Below are 23,578 nucleotides of genomic sequence, written 5' to 3'. Positions count from 1 at the left end.
GTGGCTTTGACTATGCTGCAGATTATCCATCCCGCACGAGGCTCGCCATGCACATCGGCATTCCCAAGGAAATCAAGAACCACGAATACCGGGTGGCGCTCACGCCCGAGGGGGTACGGGTACTGGCCCAGGCCGGGCACCGGGTGAGCGTCGAGACGCGTGCCGGCGCCACCGTGGGATTCGACGACGATGCCTACCGTGCCGCCGGCGCGGTCATCACTGACACTGCGGCCGAAGTCTATGCCGCCGACCTGGTGGTGAAAGTGAAGGAACCGCAAACGGACGAAGTGGCGCTGTTGCGCGCAGGCCAGTTGCTGTTCTGCTATCTGCACCTGGCGGCCGCGCCGGAACTGGCGCGAGAGCTGATGGCGCGCGGCGTGACGGCGATTGCCTATGAAACCGTGAGCAACCCCGCTGGCGGCCTGCCGCTCCTGCAACCGATGTCGGACATTGCCGGACGGCTCGCGCCGCAGATGGGTGCGCTGGGCCTGCACACTTCCCACGGCGGCAATGGCAAGCTGATCAGCGGCATGCCCGGGGTACCGCCCGCCCATGTGCTCATCATCGGCGCCGGCGCGGTCGGCATGAGCGCCGCGCGCATGGCCGTTGGGCTGGGCGCTCAGGTCACGCTGATCGACCGCCAGGCCGACAGGCTCGCGCATGCCGAAACGCTGTTCGGTGCTCGGGTGGCCTCGCGCTTTTCCTCGCCCGAGGCGATTGCGGCGTTTCTTGCACAGGCCGACATCGTCATCGGTGCCGCCCAGATCCCGGGACGTCATGCGCCGCGGCTGATCAGCCGGGAATTATTGAAGCAGATGCCATCCGGCTCCGTACTGGTGGATGTCGCCATCGACCAGGGCGGCATTGCCGAGACTTCGCGCCCCACCACCCACAGTGCGCCGTTCTTCGTGGCCGAAGGCGTCGTCCATTATTGCGTCACCAACATGCCCGGCGCGGTGGCGCGCACCGCCACCGACGCGCTCACCCATGCCACCCTGCCCTACGTCCAGGCACTGGCTGCACAGGGCCTCGCCGCACTGGATACGGATGCCGGACTGAAGGCCGGGCTGCACGTGCACGCTGGCCAAATCATGCACGCCGGGCTGGCCCAGGATCTGGGACTGGGCTGAATCACGACGGCGTTGACGCAGGCAACGCCAGCCACTCGCGCCCGAGCACGTTCCCCGCCGCGTCAAAGCGGTATACCAGCGGCACCCCGGACGGGATCTCCACCTGCTCCATCGTCACCGCATCCAGCGCATCCAGATGCATCACCAGCCCACGCAGCGTATTGCCGTGGCTCACCACCAGCAGGCGCCGCCCCGCACGCAAACGCGGCACCAGCACGTCGTTCCAGTACGGCAGCATGCGCTGCTGGCAATCGCGCAGGCTCTCGCTGGCTGGCAATTCGTCGGGGGTAAGCGCGGCATACAGCGGATCGAAGCGCGGATGGCGCGGGTCGTCGCGCGACAGCGGCGGCGGCGGTTCGAAATAGCCGCGCCACCAGCGGCGCGATGCCGCCTCGCCCCAGGTGGCGAAGATCTCGCGCTTGTTCATGCCCTGCAGCGCGCCGTAATGCCGCTCGTTGAGGCGCCAGGTCGTGAACAACGGCACCCCGGGCGTGCCCATCGCTGCCAGCAGCGCGGCGGCGGTCTGGCGGGTGCGCTGCAATACCGAACCATGCACCTCGTCGAAGGCGTAACCCGCCTGCGCCAGCTGTCGCCCCGCCGCGGCCGCCTCGGCCAGGCCGGTTTCGGTCAGCGGAATATCGGCCCAGCCGGTGAAGCGATCAGACAGGTTCCATTCGCTGTGGCCGTGGCGAAACAGCACCATCCAGTGGACCGGCGCGTTCATTCGGGCGGTTCCGTCAGCACGTCGTGCAGATGATGGCGGTCGCCCCAGGCCTCCAGATGCCAACCCTGCCCGTCGAAATGAAACCAATTGAGCGCGCAGTTGGGGATCGTGAAATCACGCGGCGTGTGCAGCGGGCGGCCGGTAGCCTTGCGGTAGATCACATCGAGCACGCCGCTATGGCTGACCGCGGCGATCGTCTGGCCGCCGTGATGCCGCACCAGCCAGTCGATCGCCTCGCCCACCCGTCCGGCAAAGCTGCGCAGCGACTCACCCGTCCCGAAATCGTAGTCGAGATCGCGCGCCACATAGTGCGCATAGGCCTTCGGATACCGTTCGGCGCCCTCTGCCGCCGTGAGCCCCTGAAACAACCCGAAATGCCGTTCGCGCAGTTGCGGCAGGTATTTCACCTCCATCTCCTCGCGCTGGGCCAGCACCCATGCCGTTTCCAGCGCCCGCGTCAGATCGCTGCTGTAGATCGCGCCGAATCGATGGTGCGCCGCGTTGAATGCCATCGCCAGCGCTTGCGCCCGCCCGGTCTCGTTGAGCGGAATGTCGGTGTGGTCCTGGATGCGCTTCTCCACGTTCCATCCGGTTTCGCCATGGCGGATGACGCAGATGCGGGTGCCTGTCGGTCTGGAAAACGGATGCATATCAATTGCACAAGATCTGATCTATACCGAATCCAAATTTGGCATAAAAAAACAGGGATGCGCTTTATTCGCAACGAAACAACACTTGGCCGGCCGATCCGCCAGCGCCGGGTGCGACAACTTGACACACCATAATAAATAGATATATTTATCTTCATATGCGAAACATGTCATTAAATTCGCATGTACTAATCAAGTCATCAATCACGGGAGACGTGTATGGAAGCGACAACCTACAACTATAAGGTCGTCCGCCAGTTCGCCATCATGACGGTGGTGTGGGGGATCGTCGGTATGCTGGTCGGGCTCATCCTGGCCTCGCAACTGATCTGGCCGGACCTGACCTTTGGCATCGAATGGCTGTCATATGGCCGTCTCAGGCCGCTGCATACCAATGCGGTGATCTTCGCCTTCGGCGGCTCCGCGATGTTTGCGGTGTCGTACTACATCGTGCAGCGCACCTGCCAGGTTAGGCTGTGGGCGGAGAAGCTGGCCGAGTTCACTTTCTGGGGATGGACGGCCGTGATCGTGCTGGCAGCCGTCACGCTGCCGCTCGGCATCACCACTTCGAAGGAATACGCCGAACTCGAATGGCCGATCGATCTGCTGATCACGGTAGTGTGGGTTTCCTACGCACTGGTGTTCTTCGGCACCATCATCAAGCGCAAGACCAAGCACATCTACGTGTCGAACTGGTTCTTCGGCGCCTACATCCTGGTGATCGCGCTGCTGCATCTCGTCAACAGCGCCGAACTACCCTGGATCCTCGGCGGCAGCACGAGCGCCTGGTACAAGTCCTACTCCGCCTACGCCGGCGTGCAGGACGCGATGGTGCAGTGGTGGTACGGCCATAACGCGGTGGGCTTCTTCCTGACCACCGCCTTCCTCGGCATGATGTACTACTTCATTCCCAAGCAGGCCGGTCGCCCGATCTATTCCTACCGCCTGTCGGTCGTGCACTTCTGGTCGCTCAACTTCATCTACATGTGGGCCGGCCCGCACCACCTGCAGTACACCGCGCTGCCGGACTGGGCGCAGTCGCTCGGCATGGTGTTCTCGCTGATGCTGCTGGCTCCGAGCTGGGGCGGCATGATGAACGGCATCATGACGCTGTCCGGCGCCTGGCATAAGCTGCGCACCGACCCCATCCTGAAGTTCATGGTCACCGCGCTGTCGTTCTACGGCATGTCGACCTTCGAAGGTCCGATGATGTCGATCAAGACCGTCAACGCACTTTCCCACTACACCGAATGGACCATCGGCCACGTGCACTCCGGCGCGCTGGGCTGGGTGGCGATGATCACCATCGGTTCGATGTACTACCTGATTCCGCGCCTGTTCGGCCGCGAATCGATGTACAGCACCAAGCTGATCGAATGGCATTTCTGGTTCTCCACCATCGGGGTGGTGCTGTATATCGCCTCGATGTGGATCGCCGGGGTGGCGCAAGGCCTGATGTGGCGTGCAGCCAATCCCGACGGCACGCTGACCTACAGCTTCGCCCAGGTGGTCGCCACCATGCATCCGTTCTACGGCATCCGTCTCGCCGGTGGGGCGCTGTTCTTCGGCGGCATGCTGATGATGGCCTACAACGTCTGGCAGACCGTCCGAGCCGGACGCGTCGTCAATGACGCCCCCATCCCGCAAGCCGTCCACGCCTGATAGGAGACCGAACATGATTTCGCATGAAAATATCGAAAAGAACCTCGGTCTGCTGATCGTGCTGACCATCCTCATCGTCAGCGTCGGCGGCTTGGTGCAGATCGTGCCGCTGTTCTTCCAGACGTCCACCACCACACCGGTTGAAGGTCTGAAGCCCTACACGGCGCTGCAGCTGATGGGGCGCGACATCTACATCCGCGAAGGTTGCGTCGGCTGCCATTCGCAGATGATCCGTCCGTTCCGCGCCGAGACCGAGCGCTACGGCCACTACTCGGTCGCCGGCGAATATGTCTACGACCGCCCCTTCCTGTGGGGCTCCAAGCGTACCGGTCCCGACCTGGCACGTGTCGGCGGTCGTTATTCGGACGCCTGGCAGGTCGCGCACCTGATGAACCCGCGCGACGTGGTACCGGAATCCATCATGCCCGCCTACCCCTGGCTGGACCGTCCGCTCAAGGACACCGGTATCCAGGCCAAGATGCGCACGCTGGACATCGTCGGCCACGGCTACACCGAGCAGGAAATCGCCGAGGCACCCGCGGCGCTCCAAGGCAAGACCGAGCTTGATGCCGTCATCGCCTACCTGCAGGTGCTCGGCACCCACGCCCCGAAGAACTGAGACAGGCATGGACAGCGGAACTCTCAGCGGCATCATTACGGTCGCCTTCATCGTAGTGTTCATCGGCATCGTCTGGTGGGCCTTCAGCACGCGCAACAAGCAGCGCTTCGAAGAGGACGCCAGACTGCCTTTCGAGGATGACGACGACCTGCCCGCCAAACAAGGAGACAAGCAATGAGCGATTTCACAAGCGGCTTCTGGCCGATCTACATCAGCGTCCTGACCCTGGTGAGCATCCTCGGTACCTGGGTATTTCTCAAATCGCAGACCACCCGCAAGTTTGCGCCCGGTGAGAAGGCCGAGCTCATGGAACATACCTGGGACGGCGACTTGCAGGACCTCAACAACCCCCTGCCGCGCTGGTGGCTGGGGCTGTTCTACGGCACCATGATTTTCGGGCTGGGCTACCTGGCCTTGTGGCCGGGACTGGGCAATTTCGCCGGTTTGCTGGGCTGGACGTCCAAAGGGGAATACCAGGCCGAGGTGAAAGCCGCCGAAGCCAAGTTCCAGCCGATGTATGCCGGCTTCATGAAGCAGGATGTCGCCACCGTGGCGGCCGACCCGAACGCGCGCGCCATCGGCAAGCACCTGTTCCTGACCTACTGCTCGCAGTGCCACGGCTCCGATGCCATGGGTGCCAAGGGCTTCCCTAACCTGACCGACAACGACTGGCTCTATGGTGGCGAACCCGACACCATCGTGGCCACCATCACCAACGGCCGTGCCGGGGTGATGCCGGCATGGGAACCGATCCTCGGTGCAGAAGGCGTCAAGCAGGTGGCCAACTATGTGCTCTCGCTGTCGGGCCGCAAACACGATGCCGCTCTGGCCGAGGCAGGCAAAGCGAAATTTGCCGAGAACTGCGCCGCCTGCCACATGCCGGATGGCACCGGCATGAAGGCGCTGGGCGCGCCCAATCTCACCGACAAGGTATGGCTGTATGGCGGCAGCGAGGCCACGATCATCGAGACCATCAGCAAGGGACGCAACGGGGTCATGCCAGCCCTGACCCAGACGCTCGGCACCACATCCAACAAGGAAGCCAAGCTGCACCTGCTGGCCGCCTATGTGTATGGGTTGTCGCAGCAGAAGTGAGTGGTGAGCGGTAAGTAGTGAGCGGTACTTGCCGGTAAAGAACCGGCGAGCCGCTTGAGCGTATTGCCAACAGTACGTTCAAGCGGCTCAGACTTTCACGGACAAACGCAGTGACCAACGACAAGCAGCCCGCCTCCGCCGACGCCGCGACCGAGCAGCAGCTCTATGCGATCCGGCAGAAGATCCAGCCGCGCGCAGTACATGGCGTATTCGCCAACTGGCGTGTCGCGCTGGTACTGCTGACCCAGACCCTCTACTACGGCATGCCCTGGCTGCAATGGGACCACCGGCAGGCGGTGCTGTTCGATCTGGCCGCGCGCAAGTTCTACATCTTCGGCCTGGTGTTCTGGCCACAGGATTTCGTCTACCTCACCGGCCTGCTGATCCTCTCGGCGCTCTCGCTGTTCCTGTTTACCGCGGTGGCCGGGCGATTATGGTGCGGTTACGCCTGCCCGCAGACCGTGTACACCGAGGTTTTCATGTGGGTGGAAAACTGGCTGGAGGGCGACCATCTCGCCCGCAGAAAACTCGACCAGTCGCCGTGGAACGCCAACAAGCTGAAGAAGCGCGGACTCAAGCACGCTGTCTGGTTCGCGATCGCACTGTGGACGGGCTTCACCTTCGTCGGGTATTTCACCCCGATTCAGACGCTGGCGGCCGAGACGATTCAAGCCAACCTCGGCCCGTGGGAAACCTTCTGGATCCTGTTCTACGCCTTTGCCACCTGGGGCAACGCCGGTTTCATGCGCGAGCAGGTATGCAAATACATGTGTCCGTACGCGCGCTTCCAGAGCGTGATGTTCGACTCCGACACGTTGACCGTGACCTACGACAGCTCCCTCGGCGAGCCACGCGGCCCACGGAGCAAGAAAGCCGACTACAAGGCAGCCGGCCTCGGCACCTGCGTCGACTGCAACGTCTGCGTGCAGGTCTGCCCCACCGGCATCGACATCCGCAATGGCCTGCAGTACGAATGCATCGGTTGCGCCGCCTGCATCGACGGCTGCGACCAGATCATGGACAAGATGGGCTATCCGCGCGGCTTGATCCGCTACACGACGGAAAACGTGGTGAAAGGAAAATACCCGGACACCGGCATCGTTAGGCACATCCTGCGTCCGCGCACCATCATCTACACCGTGCTGCTGACGCTGATCGCCGGTGCGTTCCTCTATAGCCTCGCCACCCGGGTGCCGCTCAATGTCGGCGTGGTACGCGACCGTGTGGCGCTGTCGAAGGAAACCGACGACGGCTTGATCGAGAATGTCTATCGCCTGCAGATCATCAACAAGGACGGCCAGGCTCACCGCTATACGATCCAGGCACATGGCATCGAAGATCTTCGGGTCACGGCCGCCACGCGCGATATCTCAGCTGCGCCTTTGCAGACCATCGACATTCCCGTCAGCCTGACAGCCGACCCCGAAGAACTGAAGGGCCGCTCGATCGCCATCACGTTCACGATACAAGCCACCGACGACCCGCGCATCAGACAGGACGTCGCCACCAAGTTCTTCAACCGTTAGATTGCGAGGCACGGTGCCATGACGAATACAGCCCTTCATGCCAAACCCTGGTATCGCGAACCCTGGCCCTGGTTCCTCATGAGCCTGCCCGCCACCGCAGTCGCCGCCGGGCTGACTACCGTGTGGATCGCCTACCAGAGCGCCGACGGGCTGGTGGTGGGCGATTACTACAAGGAAGGACTCGCCATCAACCAGACGCTGGAGCGCGACGACGCCGCACGTGCCCTGGCGCTCGCCGCCACCGTGAAAGGCGAGGATGGTGAGCTGGTGCTCACGCTGGCCGGCCATCTGACGACCTATCCCGGCCAATTGACCCTTACCCTGGCTCATCCCACGCACCAAGGCATGGATCACACGCTCACCTTGCACTACGCCGGCGGCAGCCGCTATCGCGCCACGCTTCCCGCCATGCCCGACGGGAAATGGCATGCCCAGCTGACCGATGCCGCATCCACCTGGCGCCTTGCCGGCGTGTTGCATTCCCCATTCAAGCAAGCCGTCACGCTGTCATCCGGCTCAGCCGTTCATCAACCACAGGGAGAATAAAATGGACGTTGTACTCAATCTGCTATTCAGCAGCCCGATCGGCCTCTTGAGCCTGTTTACCATCCTCTTCATCATCGGCATGGCGATCACACTGATGGTCTGGTACAAGCGCAAGATGAACAACCCCGAAGAATGACGTCCACCCAGACGAGGAGTACGCCATGATGCAGCGCCTGATCCACATTCTGTGGCCGTCCTTCCTTGTGGCCGGCATGGCCGACATCGTCTTCACCACCTTGTTCGATCCGCTGGAGATCATGTACCACGGCGAAGCGGTGATCGAGCAGCGCCTCGCCGCGTATACCATCGGCTTCTTCGTGTTCTGGCTGCTGGGTATCGCATCCAGCGCCATGACCTGCTATTTCCAGCGCAGCGCGGATGAAATCAACCGTTGCCCCTTGCCGCCGCGCAAGCGGCCTGAGGGCTGTCCCAAGCGCGATGATGGCAGTGGCTGCTGCTGAAAATCCGGCCATCATGGTGACCGGCGCTGCAGCCTAACCCGGGCAAACCTGGTTGCGGCCCTGGTTCTTGGCCCGATAGAGCCCCGCGTCGGCGCGCCGTAGCAGATCATCGATTTCTTCCGATGCATCCTCCAGCGCAGCAAGCCCGGCACTGACGGTAATTTGGGCCGGGCACCCGGGGACCACGTTTTGCGCAATCAGCAACCGCAGGCGCTCGGCCATCGGCAAGGCTTCAGACAGCCCCTGGCCTGGCAGCATGACGACAAACTCTTCGCCTCCCAAGCGCGCGAAGATATCGCCCCCGCGCAACGTGGCATGGATAGTGGCAGCCAGCGCCACCAGCACCTTGTCGCCGATTTCGTGGCCGAAACGGTCGTTGACCGATTTGAAGAAATCGATGTCCAGCATGATCACCGACAATGGCAACCCTTGACGCTTGGCTCGGCTGATCTCGACCTTGGCCAGACCCATAAAATGGCGACGGTTGCTGGCACCGGTCAGGGGGTCGATCGAGGCCAACTTCTCCAGATGCTGGTTGGCCAGCTGCAAGTCATGGGTACGCGCCTCCACGCGTGCTTCGAGTTCGCGGTTGAGGCGGTCGAGTTCGTCATGGGTCGCCCGCAGGTCCTGTAGTAGCGCGGCCAGCGCGAGCGACGAGAATGCCAGCACGGCCAGATATTCCTGCAGCAGCAGAACCGTATCGGCCGGCGCATTTGCAAGGAGGGGGCCCACGTCGTTGAGCGTGGCCGTGATGGCGATGGCGGCGATCAGCAGCGCGATACTGGCCGCACCCCGCACTCCGAAACGGACGGCCGCCCAGAGGGGAAGCGGGAACAACAGGAAGGGTCTTCTGGGGAAGCTGTCGGTGGTGCCCTGCGAGAACACCCAGACGGTGAACAGCAGGGTCAGCGTCAATAGCGCGGCGGCTTCCAGGGGGCGGCGTATGGCGGGTTGCGACGAGCCCTGCAGCCAGCCCAGTATGAGCGGCGTGACCAGCAGCACGCCCATGGCGTCGCCCAGCCACCAGATTGTCCATAAGTCCCAGAACGACGTGGTGGTCGGAGCGCTCAGCGAATAGATCGATGCGCCCAGCATGGCCGCCAGTCCGCTGGCCAGAACCAGGACCAGCCCGAACAGGGCGACATGGCGCAACCGATCGAGCGCAAAGGGGCAGGCGACACGCTGCAGCAGCCAGGCCGCCAGCAGGCATTCAAACAGGTTGACGGCAGCAAAACCGATCGCCTGCGCGAGGTTGAAGGTGGGTAGGTCGGCGGCGATTTCCGCCGCCACGGCCGCCAGCAGGTAGAGCGGCCAGTCGCGCCGCGGCGCCAGCAACAGCGCCGCCAGCAGGATGCCGTTGGGCAGCCAGAAGATAGAGATGCCCTCGGACATGGACGAGGCGGCCACGCCGAGCACAGCCCCCAGGTAATACCCCAGCCCGACCGCAAGCAAGCGCAGCGGTCTCGCGGACATCGTCCCGGCCTTATTGAATGCCATGTCTATCGGGTACGGCGCGTGAATGCGCAATACGCACCGCCCGCTTCCCTCCGCTTGTTATGTCACCAACTATCGCGAGGCCGCAGCGGGATTGTCAATGGCATTCGTCAACCACCCTGCAGGTGCGGCGGGACTCAGGCGGTACGCGAATAACGGGGCTGCGTGCTGGCAGTTTCCTTCAGATAGCGGTCGAAGCACATGCCGATGTTGCGCAGGAACAGCCGGCCGCGCGGGGTGACGCTGATCCGATCCGATGCAACCATGACCAGCCCGTCGTCGGCGAGCGGGCGCAGATCGGTCAATGCGTCAGCGAAATAATCGGTGAAGGCAATGTTCCATTCCTGGCCGAAGGCCGTAAAGTCGAGCTCCAGGTCGCACATCACGCGCGTGATCGCGTCGCGTCGGATCTGGTCGTCGCGCGTGAGCCTGAGGCCGCGCTCGACGGCCAGGCCGGTCGCGGCGATACGTTCCTGGTAGCGTTTGAGATTCTTCTCGTTCTGCATGTACACGTCGGCTGTCTGGCTGATGCTGGAGACACCGAAGGCCAGGATGTCGCAGTCCTTGTGCGTGGTATAGCCCTGGAAATTGCGCCATAGCGTCTTGTTCTGCTGCGCGCGTACCAGTTCGTCGTCCGGACGGGCGAAGTGGTCAAGGCCGATGTTGACGTAACCCACTGCGCCCAGCATCTCATTCACCGCCTGCTGCAGTCCGAGACGCGTCGCGGAATCCGGCAGATCTTCTTCCTTGATCAGGCGCTGGTGCTTCTTCAGCCATGGCACATGGGCATATGCGAACACCGCCAGGCGATCCGGCGACCATGCGGTCACCTGTTCCAGCGTGTGGCGAAAACTGGCTACCGTCTGTTTCGGCAATCCCACGATCAGATCCAGATTGATGCTGGAAAAGCCCAACTCGCGTGACCAGTCGAGCACCTGCTGGATCAGGGCCTGCGACTGGATACGGTTGACTGCCTGCTGCACGTCCGGATCCATGTCCTGCACGCCAAACGAGACGCGATTGAAACCGGATTCGCGCAACGCCACCAGATGCTCGCGCGTCAGTTCGCGCGGGTCGATCTCGCAGCTGATCTCGGCGTCGGCAGCCAGCGTGAAGTGCCGGCGCATCATGTCCATCAGGCGGCGAATATCGCCGGGATTCAGGTAAGTGGGCGTTCCGCCGCCCCAGTGCAATTGGCGAACCAGGCGGCCCGGATCCACCCGTTGCGCCGTATGCGCCATTTCCTGGTCGAGATAGGCCAGATAGGGCTGGGTCTTGCTGTAGTCGCGCGTCGCCACCATGTTGCAGCCGCAGAAGTGGCAGAGCGTGTCGCAGAAGGGAATGTGGGCGTACAGCGACAACCCGCGGTCAGGGGATGCCGCAGCCAACTCATCGGTCCAGTCCGTCTCGCTGAAGCCGGTGCGGAAATACGGCGCAGTCGGATAGGACGTATAACGGGGGCCGGGTACGCTGTATTTCTGGAGCAGTTCCAGAAGAGTCGAAGTCATGGAGGCGCCCACCATCAGATAACGATGTCTTTTTATCATAGTACGAACGCGAAATCCAGCACCTCCGGGCTGGGGAGCACAGCGGGTTTTGCGGTAAAGTTCGGGCTGACAAAGCCGTTGGTATGCGCTGCTCACCCGGAAATCACATGTCATCCATTCCGCCGCCGTCTCTGGTTCGTTTCCTGCTGCTGGTCGCGTTGTTGCTCGGGGCCGCCGCCGTCCGCGCTGACGATGCATCCGATCTGGCACAGCGCGTCTACGACCGTCCCAACGGGCGCGACCTCACCACGCTCGGCCGCATGGTGCTCACCGAGAAAGGCCAGGCGCCGCGCATCCGCGAACTGGTCACCTACCGCCTCGACAAGGCGCGCGGCGAAACCGCCAATCTGATCCGCTTTCTCGATCCCGAGGACATCGCGGGAACCGGCCTGCTCAGCATCGACAAGGCCGATGGCAGCACCGACCAGTGGCTGTATCTGCCCGCGCTCGATCGGGTACGGCGCATTTCCAGCAACCGCAAGGGCGGACGCTTCGTCGGTTCCGACCTCTATTTCGAGGACCTGCAGGAGCGCAAACCCTCGAAAGATCGCCAGCGCCTGCTCGGCAAGCAGCTCGAAAACGGCATTCTCTGTGACGTGCTCGAGAGCGTACCGCTTGACCCCGACGATTCGGTGTACAAGAAACGCATCAGCTGGATCGATCCCGCCACCGCAATCCCGCAGCGCGTGGATTATTTCGAGCAGAGCGGCAACACGCCCAGCAAGCGCTGGCTGCTACGCAGCAAAAAACGCACCCAGGGCTACTGGACGCTCACCGACAGCCGCATGATCGATCTGGAAAGCGGGCACGAAACCCGGCTGGTGATCGATACCGCGCTGTACGACCAGAAACTGCCCGCCAAACTCTTCACCTCGCAAGCCCTTGCCGACGAAAGCCTGGAATCGGAATATCGCCCATGAAAAACCTGTTGCTGCCCCTGAGCCTGTCGCTCGCCACCCTGCCCGCGCTCATCCCAGCCCATGCGGCCGATGACCTGCCGCCACCGCGCACCGTCGCACAGGATGCGCCAGACGACCTGCCACCGCCACGCACCACAACGCGCAAACCGCGCGCGCAAACCGCCGAGCCCTCGCCTGCCGACAGCGTCCAATCCACCAGCATAGCCGACGATCTGCCACCTCCCCCCCCCCGCAGCCACAAACCGAAAGCACGCGGTTTCCAACCCTCGCTCAAGGTCGGCATCGACGACCTGGTGCTGGAAGGTGGCAGCCTGCCCGACGCGCCCGAGGCCGATACCTATTCCACCCTGCGCACGAGCGCCTACGTCCAGTGGCAGCCCAGCCTCAACTGGGAATTCCGCGCCGGTGCGCGGCTCGACGGCATGACGCAGGATGGCGGCCTGGCCAGTCACCGCGAACTGCTGGCCGACTACGGCGACACCTATGTCCGCTACCGCAGCGGCGACACCCGCCTCACCCTCGGCGCGCAGACCATCATCTGGGGCCGCGTCGATGAAATCCCGCTGGCTGACCGCGTCAGCCGGGTCGACCTGACTCGGTTCGCCCTCGACGACCTGGCCGACCGCCGCCGCGCACAGCTCGCCACCCGCTGGGAACAGAATTTTGGCGACTACAAGCTGGATGCGGTGTGGCTGCCGGTATTCCGTGCCGCGCAGCTGCCGGATGTGGCCAGCATCTGGAGCCCGGTCAACCGCACCACCGGCCAGATCATCGGCATCGACCCTGCGCTCACCACCCCCTGGGTCAGCGCCGCGCGCATCGACGAGGACGAGCATGGCAGCGGCGGCGGCGCACTGCGACTCACCAAGACCGGCGACCCCTTCGATTTCGGCGTGACGCTCGCGCGTACCCGGCAGTCGCTGCCGTATTACCGGCTCGACCTGGCTGCGCTCAGGCTCACCGCCGTGCACCCGTTCAACACCTTCGTCGGCGCCGACATGGAACTCGAGCACGACGGCCTCACCTGGCGCATGGAAGCCGGCTACACCGGCGACGTGCCGGTGACCCTGCCCACGACCGTGATGGACACCACGCATTCGCTCGACTGGGTCGGCGCATTGGAATTCTTTCCCGGCGGTGCGGATACCCGCGTCAACCTGCAACTGGTCGCGCACGCGCTGCAGACCGACCGCAATATCCTCGAGTTGAAGGAATACTACGGCGCCAACGGCGAGATCGAGACGAACTTTGGCCAGGGACGCTGGAAAGCCGGACTGCGTTTCGCCAGCGGCTTCAACGTGCGCGACGTCTACCTCAGCCCCAAGCTCAGCTTCGTGGGCTGGGAACCGTACGAGCTCTACGTCGCCGCGCATTACTTCGACGGCGAAGCACGCACCCTGGGTGGCTTCCACCAGGATCATTCGCTGATCACGCTGGGCCTGCGCACCAAGTTCTGACCGGGACCGGCGCATGAAGCTGCTGAAACCCTGGATCGATGGCAGCCGCATGCTGCCGCCCTGGCTGGCGCTGGCCATCCTGCTCGGGATACAGCTGGTATCGATACCGTTCCTGTTGAAACTTCATTTCAACAACGCACCGGACATCTACTCGCCCCCTGATTCGCCCACCATCCAGCTGCGCGAATCACTGTTCAAGGAATTCCCCAACGACGAGGCCGTCATCGCCCTGTTCGAAGGCGACGACCTGTACACCCCGACGTTTCTCGCCGCGCTCGACCGCGCCGCGAAGAAAATGGCCGCACTGCCTGCGGTCGACCGGGTCCTGACGCTCACCACGGTCGAGCACATCGACGCCACCGACGACGGTTTTGCCGTATCGCTGCTGGTCGATCCGAAACATTTGGCCGAGCGCACGCCGGCGCAGTGGAAGGCCCGCGTGCTCGGCGACCCCATCGCGCCCGGCTTGATCGCCTCGCGCGACGGCCGCGCCGTCGCACTGGTGGTACGTCCGAAATTCCTCAAGGAAAGCCTCGCCCGACGCGACATCGAGAACGCACTCGAAAAAACGATCACCGCCGAGAACCTCGATAGCCACCACACCGCCACCGGAGGCACGGTGGCGCAGACGGTTGCGGAACTGCGCTCGCTCTGGCGCGACAGCGCGATCTTCATTCCGCTCACCTTCGTCATCGGCATGGTGTTGCTGTGGTGGGTGGTCGGACGCATCCGTCCGGTCGTGATCGGCGGGCTGGCCATGGGCATGGTGGTATCGGCCAGCGTGGCCGGGTTGGTGGCATTCGACCAACCCTACACGCCGATCACCGCGATGATCCCCACCCTGATGGCGGCCTATACGGTCGCCACGCTGCTGCACCTGTATGCCGGCATCCAGCGCGGCCGCATCGCGTTGCTGCCGCGGCGGCAGCGCATCGCCCGCGCGCTGAAGGACACCTTCGTCCCCGGCCTGTTCAACATTCTGACGACCGGCGCCGGCATGCTGAGCATGCTGTGGATCAGCATCCCTCCGGTTCAGACCTTTGGCCTGGCGGGTGCCATCGGCACGCTCATGGTGTTCCTGGTGGTGTTCATCCTGGTGCCGCCCATCCTGTTGAAATGGGACACACCGCGTTGGCCGCGCCGCCGCTCGGGCCTGGCGCATGCCCGTCGGATCGCGGCGGTGGTGGCCGTATTCAGTCTGCGGCACGCGAAAGCTGTACTGATTACCTCGGTCCTCTTGGTGCTGGCGACCATCCCGCTGGTGATGCAGGTCAAGGTCGAGTCCAACATCCTGGAATTCTTCGCGCCCGACCATCCGCTCAGCCGTGGCACCGAACGGATCGAAAGCAAACTGTCCGGCGTCACCGGGCTCGAAATCGTGCTCACCGGCTCCGGTCGCGACAGCCTGAAAGATCCCGGCCGCCTGGCCCAGATCAGAGCTCTGCAGACCTGGCTGGAACAGCAACCGGAAATCGACCGCAGCCTTTCGCTGGTCAACGTGCTGGAGGAAATGAATCGGGCGCTCAGCGGCATCGCGCCCAACGCGGACGCGCTGCCGACCAGCCGAAAACTGATCGAGCAACTGCTGTTGATTTACGACGGCAGGGATATGTATGAACTGGTCAACCACGAATTCCAGCGGGGTCGCATCGCGCTCAGCCTCAACGTGCACGGTTCCAACGAAACAGGCCAGGTGATCGACCGGATCCGCGCGCACCTTGCCGCCCACCCCATTGCCGGTGTGCGCTACGATATTTCCGGATTCGGCCAGCTGTTTGCAGACCAGACGGATCGCATCGTCAACGGACAGATCAAGAGCTTTACGTCGTCCTTCCTGCAGATCCTGCTGCTGATGGCGCTTCTGTTCCGCTCGCTCAAGGCCGGTCTCATCTGCCTGATCCCCAACCTGGCGCCGCTGTTCTTCATCTTCGTGGTGATGGGCGTGTCAGGCATCGCACTCGACGTCGCCACCGTGCTGATCGCCGGCATCATCCTCGGCATCACCGTGGACGACACCATCCATCTGTATCACGGCTATCTGCACCGTCTCAAGCATGGCGCCGGTCCAGTGTTTGCCATCATCCGCAGCGTGGAAAGCTCGGGCCGCGCGGTGATCGCGATTTCGGTGGTGCTGATTGCGCAGTTCAGCCTGCTCGGGTTGTCCGACTATCGTCCCACGGCCCATTTCGGCATGCTGTGCGCTGTCGGCCTGTTCGCCGGTCAGGTGTTCGAGTTGCTGCTGATGCCCGCCCTGCTCGGCATGCAATTGCGCAAACCGCGTCCGGTCGCCGTCACGGCACCGTGACCTTCAGTGCGCCGAATTCGTCGTTGAATATCCCCACCCCACCTCGTCGCCCGACGCGAACTGCCAGCCTTCCAGATGACCGAACTCGGTGCGCGACCGCGGTTCCAGATCGAGTTTGAAACGGCGTGCCGTCGACAGCGTGGGGTTGCGCACGGCGAGGATCACGGTGAGATAGCGGTCGCTGGTATTCTCGATTTCAGCCACCAGTCCCTTGCCCAGTATCGATGAGCGGAAACCGATGACAACCGGCAGGGCCGGTTTGGCCGCAACCGCAGCTGCCTGGACGTCGGTTTCCTTGTAGGCCAGCTGCGCTTTCAACTGTTCGATTTCGCGCAGGCTTTCGGTCAGCTGGTTGCGCGTCTCGACCAGATAGCGCTCGCTCTGCTGGCGCGTCTCGGTCTCCTTGGACAGCCGCCGTTTCATATCGCCCAGATCGACGTTGAGCATGAAGGCATACAGCGCCAGGCCACACACCAGCGTCAACAGCACGGCATTCAGGCCGAGCGACACGAACAGCCCACGGCGTCTCGGCCGAGCGGGAGAGGACGTGCCTGCGCTCGTGTTCATGCTCAACCGGTGTTGCGCATCCCGGACGCGATGGCGTTGATCGATCGCATCAGCGGCGTCAGCCATGATTCCTGCTCGGCATCCCATACGCTTTCGGAACGATAGCGTTTCAGCATGCGGACCTGGATGTGGTTGATGGGGTCGATGTAGGGGCGGCGGCGGGACAGCGACAAGGCAAGCGACTGGTTGTCTTCCAAAAGGGTCTCAATCTGCGCAACCTGCATGACGCTCGTCACCGTCAACGTGAACTCGTCCACCACCGCGCGGTAGATCGCCATGGTATTGGGGTGGTCGCACAGGCGCGCATATTCCTCGGAGATTTCCATGTCGGCCTTGACCAGCGACATCTGCACGTTGGACAGCAGACTGCGGAAGAACGGCCACTCGCGGTACATGGTCCGAAGATGCTCGAGGCCCGCCGGATCGGTCTCGATGAAATAGGTCAGCGCCGTGCCGATCCCGAACCAGGCAGGCAGCGTATGGCGCGACTGGGCCCATCCGAATACCCATGGAATGGCGCGAATCGACCCGAGCGAGCGATCGGCCTTCTTGCGGTGCGACGGACGGCTACCCATGTTGAGCAGGCCGATCTCGGTGACGGGCGTGCTCTCGTAGAAATAGTCGATGAAGCCCGGCATGCCGATCAGGGCGCGGTAGGCTTTCTCGCCAGCCGCCGCCATATCGCCCATCCAGTCGAGGTATTCCTGCGGGTAGCGTACCTCGCTCTGTGCAAGCGCCGTGGCGCTCGCCTTGAGCAGGCCGGTGACCCCCATGGCGATTTCGTAATTGGCCGTTTCGGGATTGCTGTATTTGTAATACAGCATCTCGCCCTGCTCGGTGAACTTGATCTCGCCGTTCACGGTGCCCGGCGGCTGGGACAGGATCGCCTCGTGGGTCGGCCCGCCGCCACGGCCCACCGTGCCGCCGCGGCCGTGGAACAGGCGGCATTCGACGCCGAAATGCTGGGTCAACGCGATGATGGAAAGCTGTGCCTGGTAGAGATTCCAGTTCGACGCCAGGATGCCACCGTCCTTGCACGAATCCGAATAGCCGAGCATGACTTCCTGGTGGTTGCCGTTGGCGGCCACCAGCGCCCGGTACACCTTGTTGGACAGCAGTTGGTCGAGGATGGCCTCGCTGCGCTGCAGGTCGTCCACGGTCTCGAACAGGGGCGCAACCTGGATGCGGCAGAACCAGTCGCGGCCGTTGTGGCCGCATAGGCCGACGAGACGCGCCAGCAGCAGGACTTCCATCACATGCGATGCGCTATGGGTCATCGAGATCACATAGGTGCCAAAGACTTCGTCGCCCACTTCGGCCTGCAGCTTGGCCATGCGGCGGAACACCGCGAGCGCCTCGCGCGCCTCGTCATCCAGCGCGCCATCGCTGATCTCGATCAGGTCGATATGGCCGACCCAGGCCGCCAGGCGCTGCAGACGATCGGCCTCGGACGCCGCAGCATAATCGAAATCGGGATCGATCTGCTGCAGCACCGCCACGACCGTCCGCGTATGGACGGTCGACTCCTGGCGGATGTCGAGCTGCAGCAGGTGAAAGCCGAAACTTTCGACCAGCCGGATCAGCGCCTGCAGGTCCTGCATGGCGACGATGCGGTCGCCATGGCTGATCAGCGAATCGCGCACCAGGCAGAGGTCGTCGAGGAAGGCTGCGGCATTCTCGTAGGCCAGGTGGGAGGTGAAGCTCGGCACGTCCGCCAGACACTGATGGACATAGGACAGATTGGCGTCGAGTCGTGCCAGCATCATGGCCGCCATGCGTCGGTAGGGCTCGCGGCTGTAAATCTGTACCGCCGTGCCACGGAAGACCTGCTCGCCGAACTCGGCCTCATACTCGCCCAGCCGTTCCAGGAAAGCGGCCGATGGCGTGCACCAGCCGCTGCTGTGGGTGAGCGTCTGCCGCAATTCGAGCACGCGCGCACGGTATTCGTTGAGCGCCGTCTTCATCTGCGTATGCACCGTCCACTCGGTGACGTCTGCCGTCACGAACGGATTGCCATCGCGGTCGCCCCCGATCCACGAGCCGAAGCGGATGAAGCTCGGTACGCTGATCAAGGCGCCCCCATCGGCATTCACGCCGTAATGCTTGCGCAACGCCTTTTCGAAGTAGGAATATGCCTTCGGTACCGCCTCGAACAGGCTTTCCCGCACGTAATACAGTCCGTTGCGCACTTCGTCGCGCACTTCGAGCTTGGCGGTACGCAGTTCGTCGGTGCGCCACATCACCTGGATTTCCGCAGCCAGTTGCGCTTCCAGTTCGCGCTGGTCGTTCGCGCCGAGCGTCGGGCTGTAGAGCTGGTCGCAGATCAGGAACACCCGGCGCATGCCTTCCATGACCGCGCGGCGGCGCGCTTCGGTCGGATGGGCAGTGAACACCGGCGCATAGTGCAGGCGGTTGACCATGCCCTGCAGCGTATTCGCCGAAAGCCCCTGCGCCTTGAGATCGCCCAGGGTGCGGTCGAACGAACCTTCCCACAGCATCATGCTGTGCGACAGCATGCGGCGGCGGTTGCGGTGGGCAAAGCTTTCCTCCGCCACGTTGACCAATTTGAAATAGCTGGAAAAGGCGCGCACCACCAACTCGACCTTGGCAGCCGGCATGGCGTCGATCAGGACCATCAACTCGGTGCGACGTTGCTGGTCTTCCTGCTGATGCAGTTCGGCAAAGCCGCGGCGCAGGGTTTCCACTGCCTCGAACACGTCTTCGCCGGCAAATTGCAGCAGGACCTGGCCGAGCAGCGTGCCCAGCAGTTTGACCTGCGCGCGCAGGTGATCATCCGTCAGGAGATTTTCGGGTGCGTTCATGGCAAAAAATCAATGCCCGGCACAGCGGGATCGGAAGCGACAAAGCCCGCTATTTTCTCATAGTCGGCACCGATCACCCAACCGTGCGCCGTGCGTTGCGGAACATGCGCAACCACGGGCCTGCACCGGCCATGCCGTCGGGCCGCCACGACAATTGGGCGGCGCGGTATACGCGCTCCGGATGCGGCATCAGGATGCTGAAGCGGCCATCACGTGTGGTGAAGCCAGTCAAGCCGCCAACCGATCCGTTCGGATTGAGCGGATAGCATTCGGTCGGCGCACCCTGGTGATCGACGTAGCGCAGTGTCGCCACGGCCTGCACCGCATGCGCCGCCTCGCGGAAAACGACTCGCCCTTCACCGTGCGACACCACGATTGGCATCGTCGAACCGGCCATGTCGGCGAAGAAGATCGACGGCGAGGCCAGTACCTCGACCTGCGCGAAGCGCGCCTCGAACTGTTCCGACAGGTTGCGTTCGAAACGCGGCCAGGCGGTGGCGCCGGGAATCAGGTCATGCAGCTGGCTCATCATCTGGCAACCGTTGCACACGCCCAGTGCGAAACTGTCGGCTCGCCCAAAGAACGCCGAGAATTCATCCCGGGCACGCGGGTTGAACAGGATGGATTTGGCCCAGCCGCCGCCCGCGCCCAGCACATCGCCGTAGCTGAAGCCGCCGCAAGCCGCCAGCCCGGTGAAATCGGCGAGGCTCACGCGGCCGGACAGGATATCGCTCATATGCACGTCGACAGGTGCGAAGCCGGCGGCGTCGAACGCGGCGGCCATCTCCACCTGGCCGTTGACGCCCTGCTCGCGCAGCACCGCCACGCGGGGACGTATGCCACGGGCGATGAAGGGGGCGGCGATGTCGTCGTCCACATCGAAAGTCAACGCATAACGCAGGCCCGGGTCGACGGCATCGGCATTGCGTGCAAATTCCTGATCAGCACACGCCGGGTTGTCGCGCAGTTTTGCCATTTCATGGCTGGTGCGCGCCCATGCCTGCTGCAGGTCGGCGCGTGCCTCGTCCAGGATCACCCGCTCCTTGCGCAGGATGCGCACGCGGTCCGTCCCGTTGGGCTGGCCAACAATGTAGAACTCGCCGCGCAGTCCTGCATCGAAGAAGGCCTGCATCACCGCCTGAGTGTCGCTGCGGCGAACCTGCAACACGGCGCCGGCTTCTTCGCTGAACAGCACGCTGAAAATTCGTTCGGAATAGCCGCGCGGATCCTGCATGTCCGGCTCCGGCAGGCCCTCGTCCTCGGCATCGAGACGGATCTTCTCCGAGCACAGCTCGTCGACATCCACCTCCACCCCGCAGTGGCCGGCAAACGCCATCTCGCACAGGACGGCGAACAGGCCGCCATCCGAACGGTCGTGGTAGGCGAGCAACTTACCGCCGGCGTTAAGCGCCTGCACGGTATCGAAGAACGCACCAAGTGTCGCGGCCACCGGCGCATCCGGGCAACGGTCGCCGACCTGCTTGTAGGCCTGGGCAAAACTCGACCCGCCGAGACGGTGCTTGCCCAGTCCCAGGTCGATCAGCACGAGATCGGTATCGCCGGCGTCGGTACGCAGCTGCGGCGTCAGGTGTTGCGTCGCATCGGGCGTGGTGGCGAACGCCGAAATCACCAGCGAGATCGGCGAGGTGACCGTCTTCTTCTCGCCGTCGGCCTGCCACACGGTCTTCATGCTCATCGAATCCTTGCCAACCGGGATGCTCACACCCAGCGCCTGACAATAATTCGAGACCGCGGCAACCGTGTCGAACAAAGCCGCATCCTCGCCGGGGTGGCCGGCTGGCGCCATCCAGTTGGCTGACAGCTTCACGCTGCCCAGGCCCTCGACCCGCGCGGCAGCCAGGTTGGTGATCGCCTCGACGATCGCCATACGCCCCGACGCCGGCGCGTCGATCAGCGCCAGGGGGGCCTTCTCACCGATGGAAAACGCCTCACCCTGCGTGGTTCGATACCCTGCCAGCGTAATCGCGCAATCGGCGACCGGGACCTGCCACGGCCCCACGCACTGGTCGCGCGCGGTAAGACCGCCGACGCTGCGGTCGCCGATGGAAATGAGGAACATCTTCGACGCCACCCCAGGCATCGCGAGCACGCGATAGACCGCGTCCTTCAGGTCGATGCCGTCGAGCACGAGGGGCGCCGGCAGCTCAGCCTGGTGCACCACGTCGCGTGTCATCTTGGGCGGCTTGCCAAGGATCACATCCAGGCTCACGTCGACCGGGGCATTCTTGAAGTGGCTGTCGGACACCAGTAAATGGTTTTCTTCCGTGGCCTCGCCCAGCACCGCGAACGGACAACGTTCGCGCTCGCAGATGGCGCGGAATTCTTCGAGGCGACCTGGCGGGATCGCCAGGACGTAGCGTTCCTGCGCCTCGTTGCACCAGATCTCGCGCGGCGACATGCCGGATTCCTCCGACGGCGCAGCACGCAGTTCGAAGCGGCCGCCTTTGCCGCCGCCGTGCACCAGTTCGGGCAGCGCGTTCGACAGGCCGCCGGCGCCGACGTCGTGGATCGACAGGATCGGATTCGCCTCGCCGAGCTGCCAGCAGCGGTCGATGACTTCCTGCGCACGCCGCTCCATTTCGGGGTTGCCGCGCTGCACCGAATCGAAGTCGAGGTCAGCCGCGTTGGCGCCGGTGTCCATCGACGAGGCGGCGCCGCCACCGAGGCCGATCAGCATGCCAGGGCCGCCCAGTTGAATCAGCAGCGTGCCGGTGGGCAGCAGTTTCTTGTCGACGTGGTCGGCGCGGATGCTGCCGACGCCGCCCGCCAGCATGATGGGCTTGTGGTAGCCGCGGCGCTGCCCGGCCACGGTCTCTTCGAAGGTGCGGAAATAGCCTGCCAGGTTGGGGCGACCGAATTCGTTGTTGAACGCCGCCGCGCCGATCGGGCCTTCGAGCATGATCGCGAGCGGGGTGACGATGCGCTCGGGCTTGCCGTAGGCACCCGTTTCCCACGGCTGCCCATGGCCGGGAATGTTGAGGTTGGACACCGAGAAGCCGCACAGGCCCGCCTTGGGCTTGGAACCGATGCCGGTCGCGCCCTCGTCGCGGATCTCGCCGCCGCTGCCGGTCGCGGCGCCGGGAAAGGGCGAGATCGCGGTCGGGTGGTTGTGCGTCTCGACCTTCATCAGCACGTGGGTGAGTTCGTTGCCGTAGGCGTAGCTGCCGTCCGCACGCGGGTAGAAGCGCTCGATGGTCGCGCCTTCGATGACAGAGGAGTTGTCCGAATATGCCACCACCGTACCTTGCGGATGGGCAGCGTGGGTGTCGCGGATCATGCCGAACAGTGATTTCGCCTGCGCCTCGCCGTCGATCACCCACGCGGCGTTGAAGATCTTGTGTCGGCAATGCTCGGAATTGGCCTGCGCGAACATCATCAGTTCGACGTCGGTCGGGTTGCGCCCGATGCGGCTGAAGTTGTCGACCAGATACTCGACCTCGTCGTCCGACAGGGCGAGTCCCAGCGCGCGGTTGGCTGCTTCCAGGGCCACCCGCCCGCCCGCCATCACGTCGACCGTGGTCAGTTCGCGCGGCGGCACATGCTGGAACAGCGCATGCGCAGCGTCCAGCGAGCCCATCACGGCTTCCGTCATGCGGTCGTGCAGCAGCGGCAGCAATGTCGCCAGCGCCTGGGCCGTCAGCACGGCGCCCTGCGGATCGCGCAGGCGGTAGGCGACGCCGCGCTCGATACGGCGCAGCTGGACGAGGCCACTGTTCCTGAGAATATCCGTGGCCTTCGACGACCAGGGCGAAATCGTGCCCGGGCGCGGCGTGACCAGAACCTGCACGTCATCGGCCGAAGGTCGGTCGGTCGGGGTACCGTAATCCAGCGTTTTGGCCAGTTGCTGCCTGGCTGCCGCATCCAGGTCGGCTTCCAGTTCAAGGAAATGCCAGTAGCGTGCGCTCAGCTCGCCCAGTGCCACCCCGAGACGGGCTGCCTCCTGGCGAATTTTGTCGAGCCGAAAGGAAGACAGCGCGTCACTGCCGGGGAGCGATACGGTGGAAGACATGTGCGGCTTTGCAAACAGGGCAA

19 protein-coding genes are annotated in these 23,578 nt (G+C 63.7%); 12 read left to right on the top strand and 7 right to left on the bottom strand.

Annotated features, from left to right (window positions below; genetic code table 11):
* Nucleotides 1-47: 47 nt before the first annotated feature.
* Nucleotides 48-1,130: an alanine dehydrogenase gene (ald, locus tag ABT23_RS07495; RefSeq protein WP_296633327.1), complete on the top strand. Its 1,083-nt coding sequence runs from the start codon at nt 48-50 to the stop codon at nt 1,128-1,130.
* A gap of 1 nt (nt 1,131) precedes the next feature.
* Here the strand turns inward: ald and ABT23_RS07490 are convergent, their stop codons facing one another.
* Nucleotides 1,132-1,854 carry a 2,3-bisphosphoglycerate-dependent phosphoglycerate mutase gene (locus ABT23_RS07490; protein WP_296633326.1) on the bottom strand — a complete coding sequence of 241 codons (723 nt, stop codon included), beginning with the start codon at nt 1,852-1,854 and terminating at the stop codon, nt 1,132-1,134.
* Nucleotides 1,851-2,504: a histidine phosphatase family protein gene (locus tag ABT23_RS07485; protein ID WP_296633324.1), complete on the bottom strand. Its 654-nt coding sequence runs from the start codon at nt 2,502-2,504 to the stop codon at nt 1,851-1,853. The genes ABT23_RS07490 and ABT23_RS07485 overlap by 4 nt, the downstream gene beginning before the upstream one ends.
* Nucleotides 2,505-2,723: 219 nt before the next feature.
* Here ABT23_RS07485 and ccoN point away from each other — a divergent pair, with 219 nt between their 5' ends.
* The 8 genes from ccoN to ABT23_RS07445 all read left to right on the top strand — a co-directional run bounded on the left by ccoN (nt 2,724) and on the right by ABT23_RS07445 (nt 8,413).
* Nucleotides 2,724-4,166 carry a cytochrome-c oxidase, cbb3-type subunit I gene (ccoN, locus tag ABT23_RS07480; protein ID WP_296633322.1) on the top strand — a complete coding sequence of 481 codons (1,443 nt, stop codon included), beginning with the start codon at nt 2,724-2,726 and terminating at the stop codon, nt 4,164-4,166.
* Between the two features lie 16 nt (nt 4,167-4,182).
* On the top strand, nt 4,183-4,785 hold the full coding sequence (ccoO, locus tag ABT23_RS07475) for a cytochrome-c oxidase, cbb3-type subunit II (RefSeq protein WP_363161411.1): 603 nt from the start codon (nt 4,183-4,185) through the stop codon (nt 4,783-4,785).
* Nucleotides 4,786-4,792: 7 nt separating this feature from the next.
* Nucleotides 4,793-4,963 carry a CcoQ/FixQ family Cbb3-type cytochrome c oxidase assembly chaperone gene (locus ABT23_RS07470; RefSeq protein WP_296633318.1) on the top strand — a complete coding sequence of 57 codons (171 nt, stop codon included), beginning with the start codon at nt 4,793-4,795 and terminating at the stop codon, nt 4,961-4,963.
* Nucleotides 4,960-5,880, top strand: a complete 921-nt coding sequence (ccoP, locus tag ABT23_RS07465) for a cytochrome-c oxidase, cbb3-type subunit III (protein WP_296633317.1) — start codon at nt 4,960-4,962, stop codon at nt 5,878-5,880. The genes ABT23_RS07470 and ccoP overlap by 4 nt, the downstream gene beginning before the upstream one ends.
* Before the next feature lie 110 nt (nt 5,881-5,990).
* Nucleotides 5,991-7,406: a cytochrome c oxidase accessory protein CcoG gene (ccoG, locus tag ABT23_RS07460; RefSeq protein WP_296633314.1), complete on the top strand. Its 1,416-nt coding sequence runs from the start codon at nt 5,991-5,993 to the stop codon at nt 7,404-7,406.
* A gap of 18 nt (nt 7,407-7,424) precedes the next feature.
* Nucleotides 7,425-7,952: a FixH family protein gene (locus ABT23_RS07455; protein ID WP_296633312.1), complete on the top strand. Its 528-nt coding sequence runs from the start codon at nt 7,425-7,427 to the stop codon at nt 7,950-7,952.
* 1 nt (nt 7,953) lies between these two features.
* Complete coding sequence (locus ABT23_RS07450; RefSeq protein WP_296633311.1) at nt 7,954-8,088, top strand: DUF3149 domain-containing protein; 135 nt, start codon at nt 7,954-7,956, stop codon at nt 8,086-8,088.
* Nucleotides 8,089-8,113: 25 nt separating this feature from the next.
* Nucleotides 8,114-8,413 (top strand): hypothetical protein, encoded by a 300-nt coding sequence (locus tag ABT23_RS07445; protein ID WP_296633310.1) that lies wholly within the window; start codon nt 8,114-8,116, stop codon nt 8,411-8,413.
* Nucleotides 8,414-8,446: 33 nt separating this feature from the next.
* On the opposite strand, the gene ABT23_RS07440 is transcribed toward ABT23_RS07445, so the two are convergent.
* Both ABT23_RS07440 and hemN read right to left on the bottom strand, forming a co-directional pair.
* On the bottom strand, nt 8,447-9,886 hold the full coding sequence (locus tag ABT23_RS07440; RefSeq protein WP_296633309.1) for a diguanylate cyclase: 1,440 nt from the start codon (nt 9,884-9,886) through the stop codon (nt 8,447-8,449).
* A 158-nt stretch (nt 9,887-10,044) separates the two neighbouring features.
* Nucleotides 10,045-11,415 (bottom strand): oxygen-independent coproporphyrinogen III oxidase, encoded by a 1,371-nt coding sequence (hemN, locus tag ABT23_RS07435; protein WP_296633308.1) that lies wholly within the window; start codon nt 11,413-11,415, stop codon nt 10,045-10,047.
* A gap of 146 nt (nt 11,416-11,561) precedes the next feature.
* Here hemN and ABT23_RS07430 point away from each other — a divergent pair, with 146 nt between their 5' ends.
* From ABT23_RS07430 to ABT23_RS07420, 3 genes are read left to right on the top strand one after another with little or no spacing between them, the layout of a single operon-like run.
* Nucleotides 11,562-12,374, top strand: a complete 813-nt coding sequence (locus ABT23_RS07430; RefSeq protein ID WP_296633307.1) for an outer membrane lipoprotein-sorting protein — start codon at nt 11,562-11,564, stop codon at nt 12,372-12,374.
* Nucleotides 12,371-13,831, top strand: coding sequence for a DUF1302 family protein (locus tag ABT23_RS07425; RefSeq protein WP_296633306.1), 1,461 nt, complete (start codon nt 12,371-12,373; stop codon nt 13,829-13,831). Before ABT23_RS07430 ends, ABT23_RS07425 begins: the two co-directional genes overlap by 4 nt.
* Before the next feature lie 13 nt (nt 13,832-13,844).
* Nucleotides 13,845-16,136 (top strand): MMPL family transporter, encoded by a 2,292-nt coding sequence (locus ABT23_RS07420; RefSeq protein WP_296633304.1) that lies wholly within the window; start codon nt 13,845-13,847, stop codon nt 16,134-16,136.
* Nucleotides 16,137-16,139: 3 nt separating this feature from the next.
* Here the strand turns inward: ABT23_RS07420 and ABT23_RS07415 are convergent, their stop codons facing one another.
* The 3 genes from ABT23_RS07415 to purL form a co-directional block, all read right to left on the bottom strand.
* The gene (locus ABT23_RS07415) at nt 16,140-16,769 is read right to left on the bottom strand and encodes a hypothetical protein (RefSeq protein WP_296633302.1); all 630 of its coding nucleotides are present in this window, start codon (nt 16,767-16,769) and stop codon (nt 16,140-16,142) included.
* Nucleotides 16,706-19,525 carry a phosphoenolpyruvate carboxylase gene (ppc, locus tag ABT23_RS07410; protein WP_296633298.1) on the bottom strand — a complete coding sequence of 940 codons (2,820 nt, stop codon included), beginning with the start codon at nt 19,523-19,525 and terminating at the stop codon, nt 16,706-16,708. The genes ABT23_RS07415 and ppc overlap by 64 nt, the downstream gene beginning before the upstream one ends.
* A gap of 73 nt (nt 19,526-19,598) precedes the next feature.
* Nucleotides 19,599-23,555, bottom strand: a complete 3,957-nt coding sequence (gene purL, locus ABT23_RS07405; protein ID WP_296633297.1) for a phosphoribosylformylglycinamidine synthase — start codon at nt 23,553-23,555, stop codon at nt 19,599-19,601.
* Between the last annotated feature and the right edge of the window lie 23 nt (nt 23,556-23,578).

The organism is Thiobacillus sp. SCN 63-57 (assembly GCF_001725555.1).
Lineage (GTDB): Bacteria > Pseudomonadota > Gammaproteobacteria > Burkholderiales > Thiobacillaceae > Thiobacillus.
This window is presented reverse-complemented; position numbering and strand designations above follow the sequence as displayed.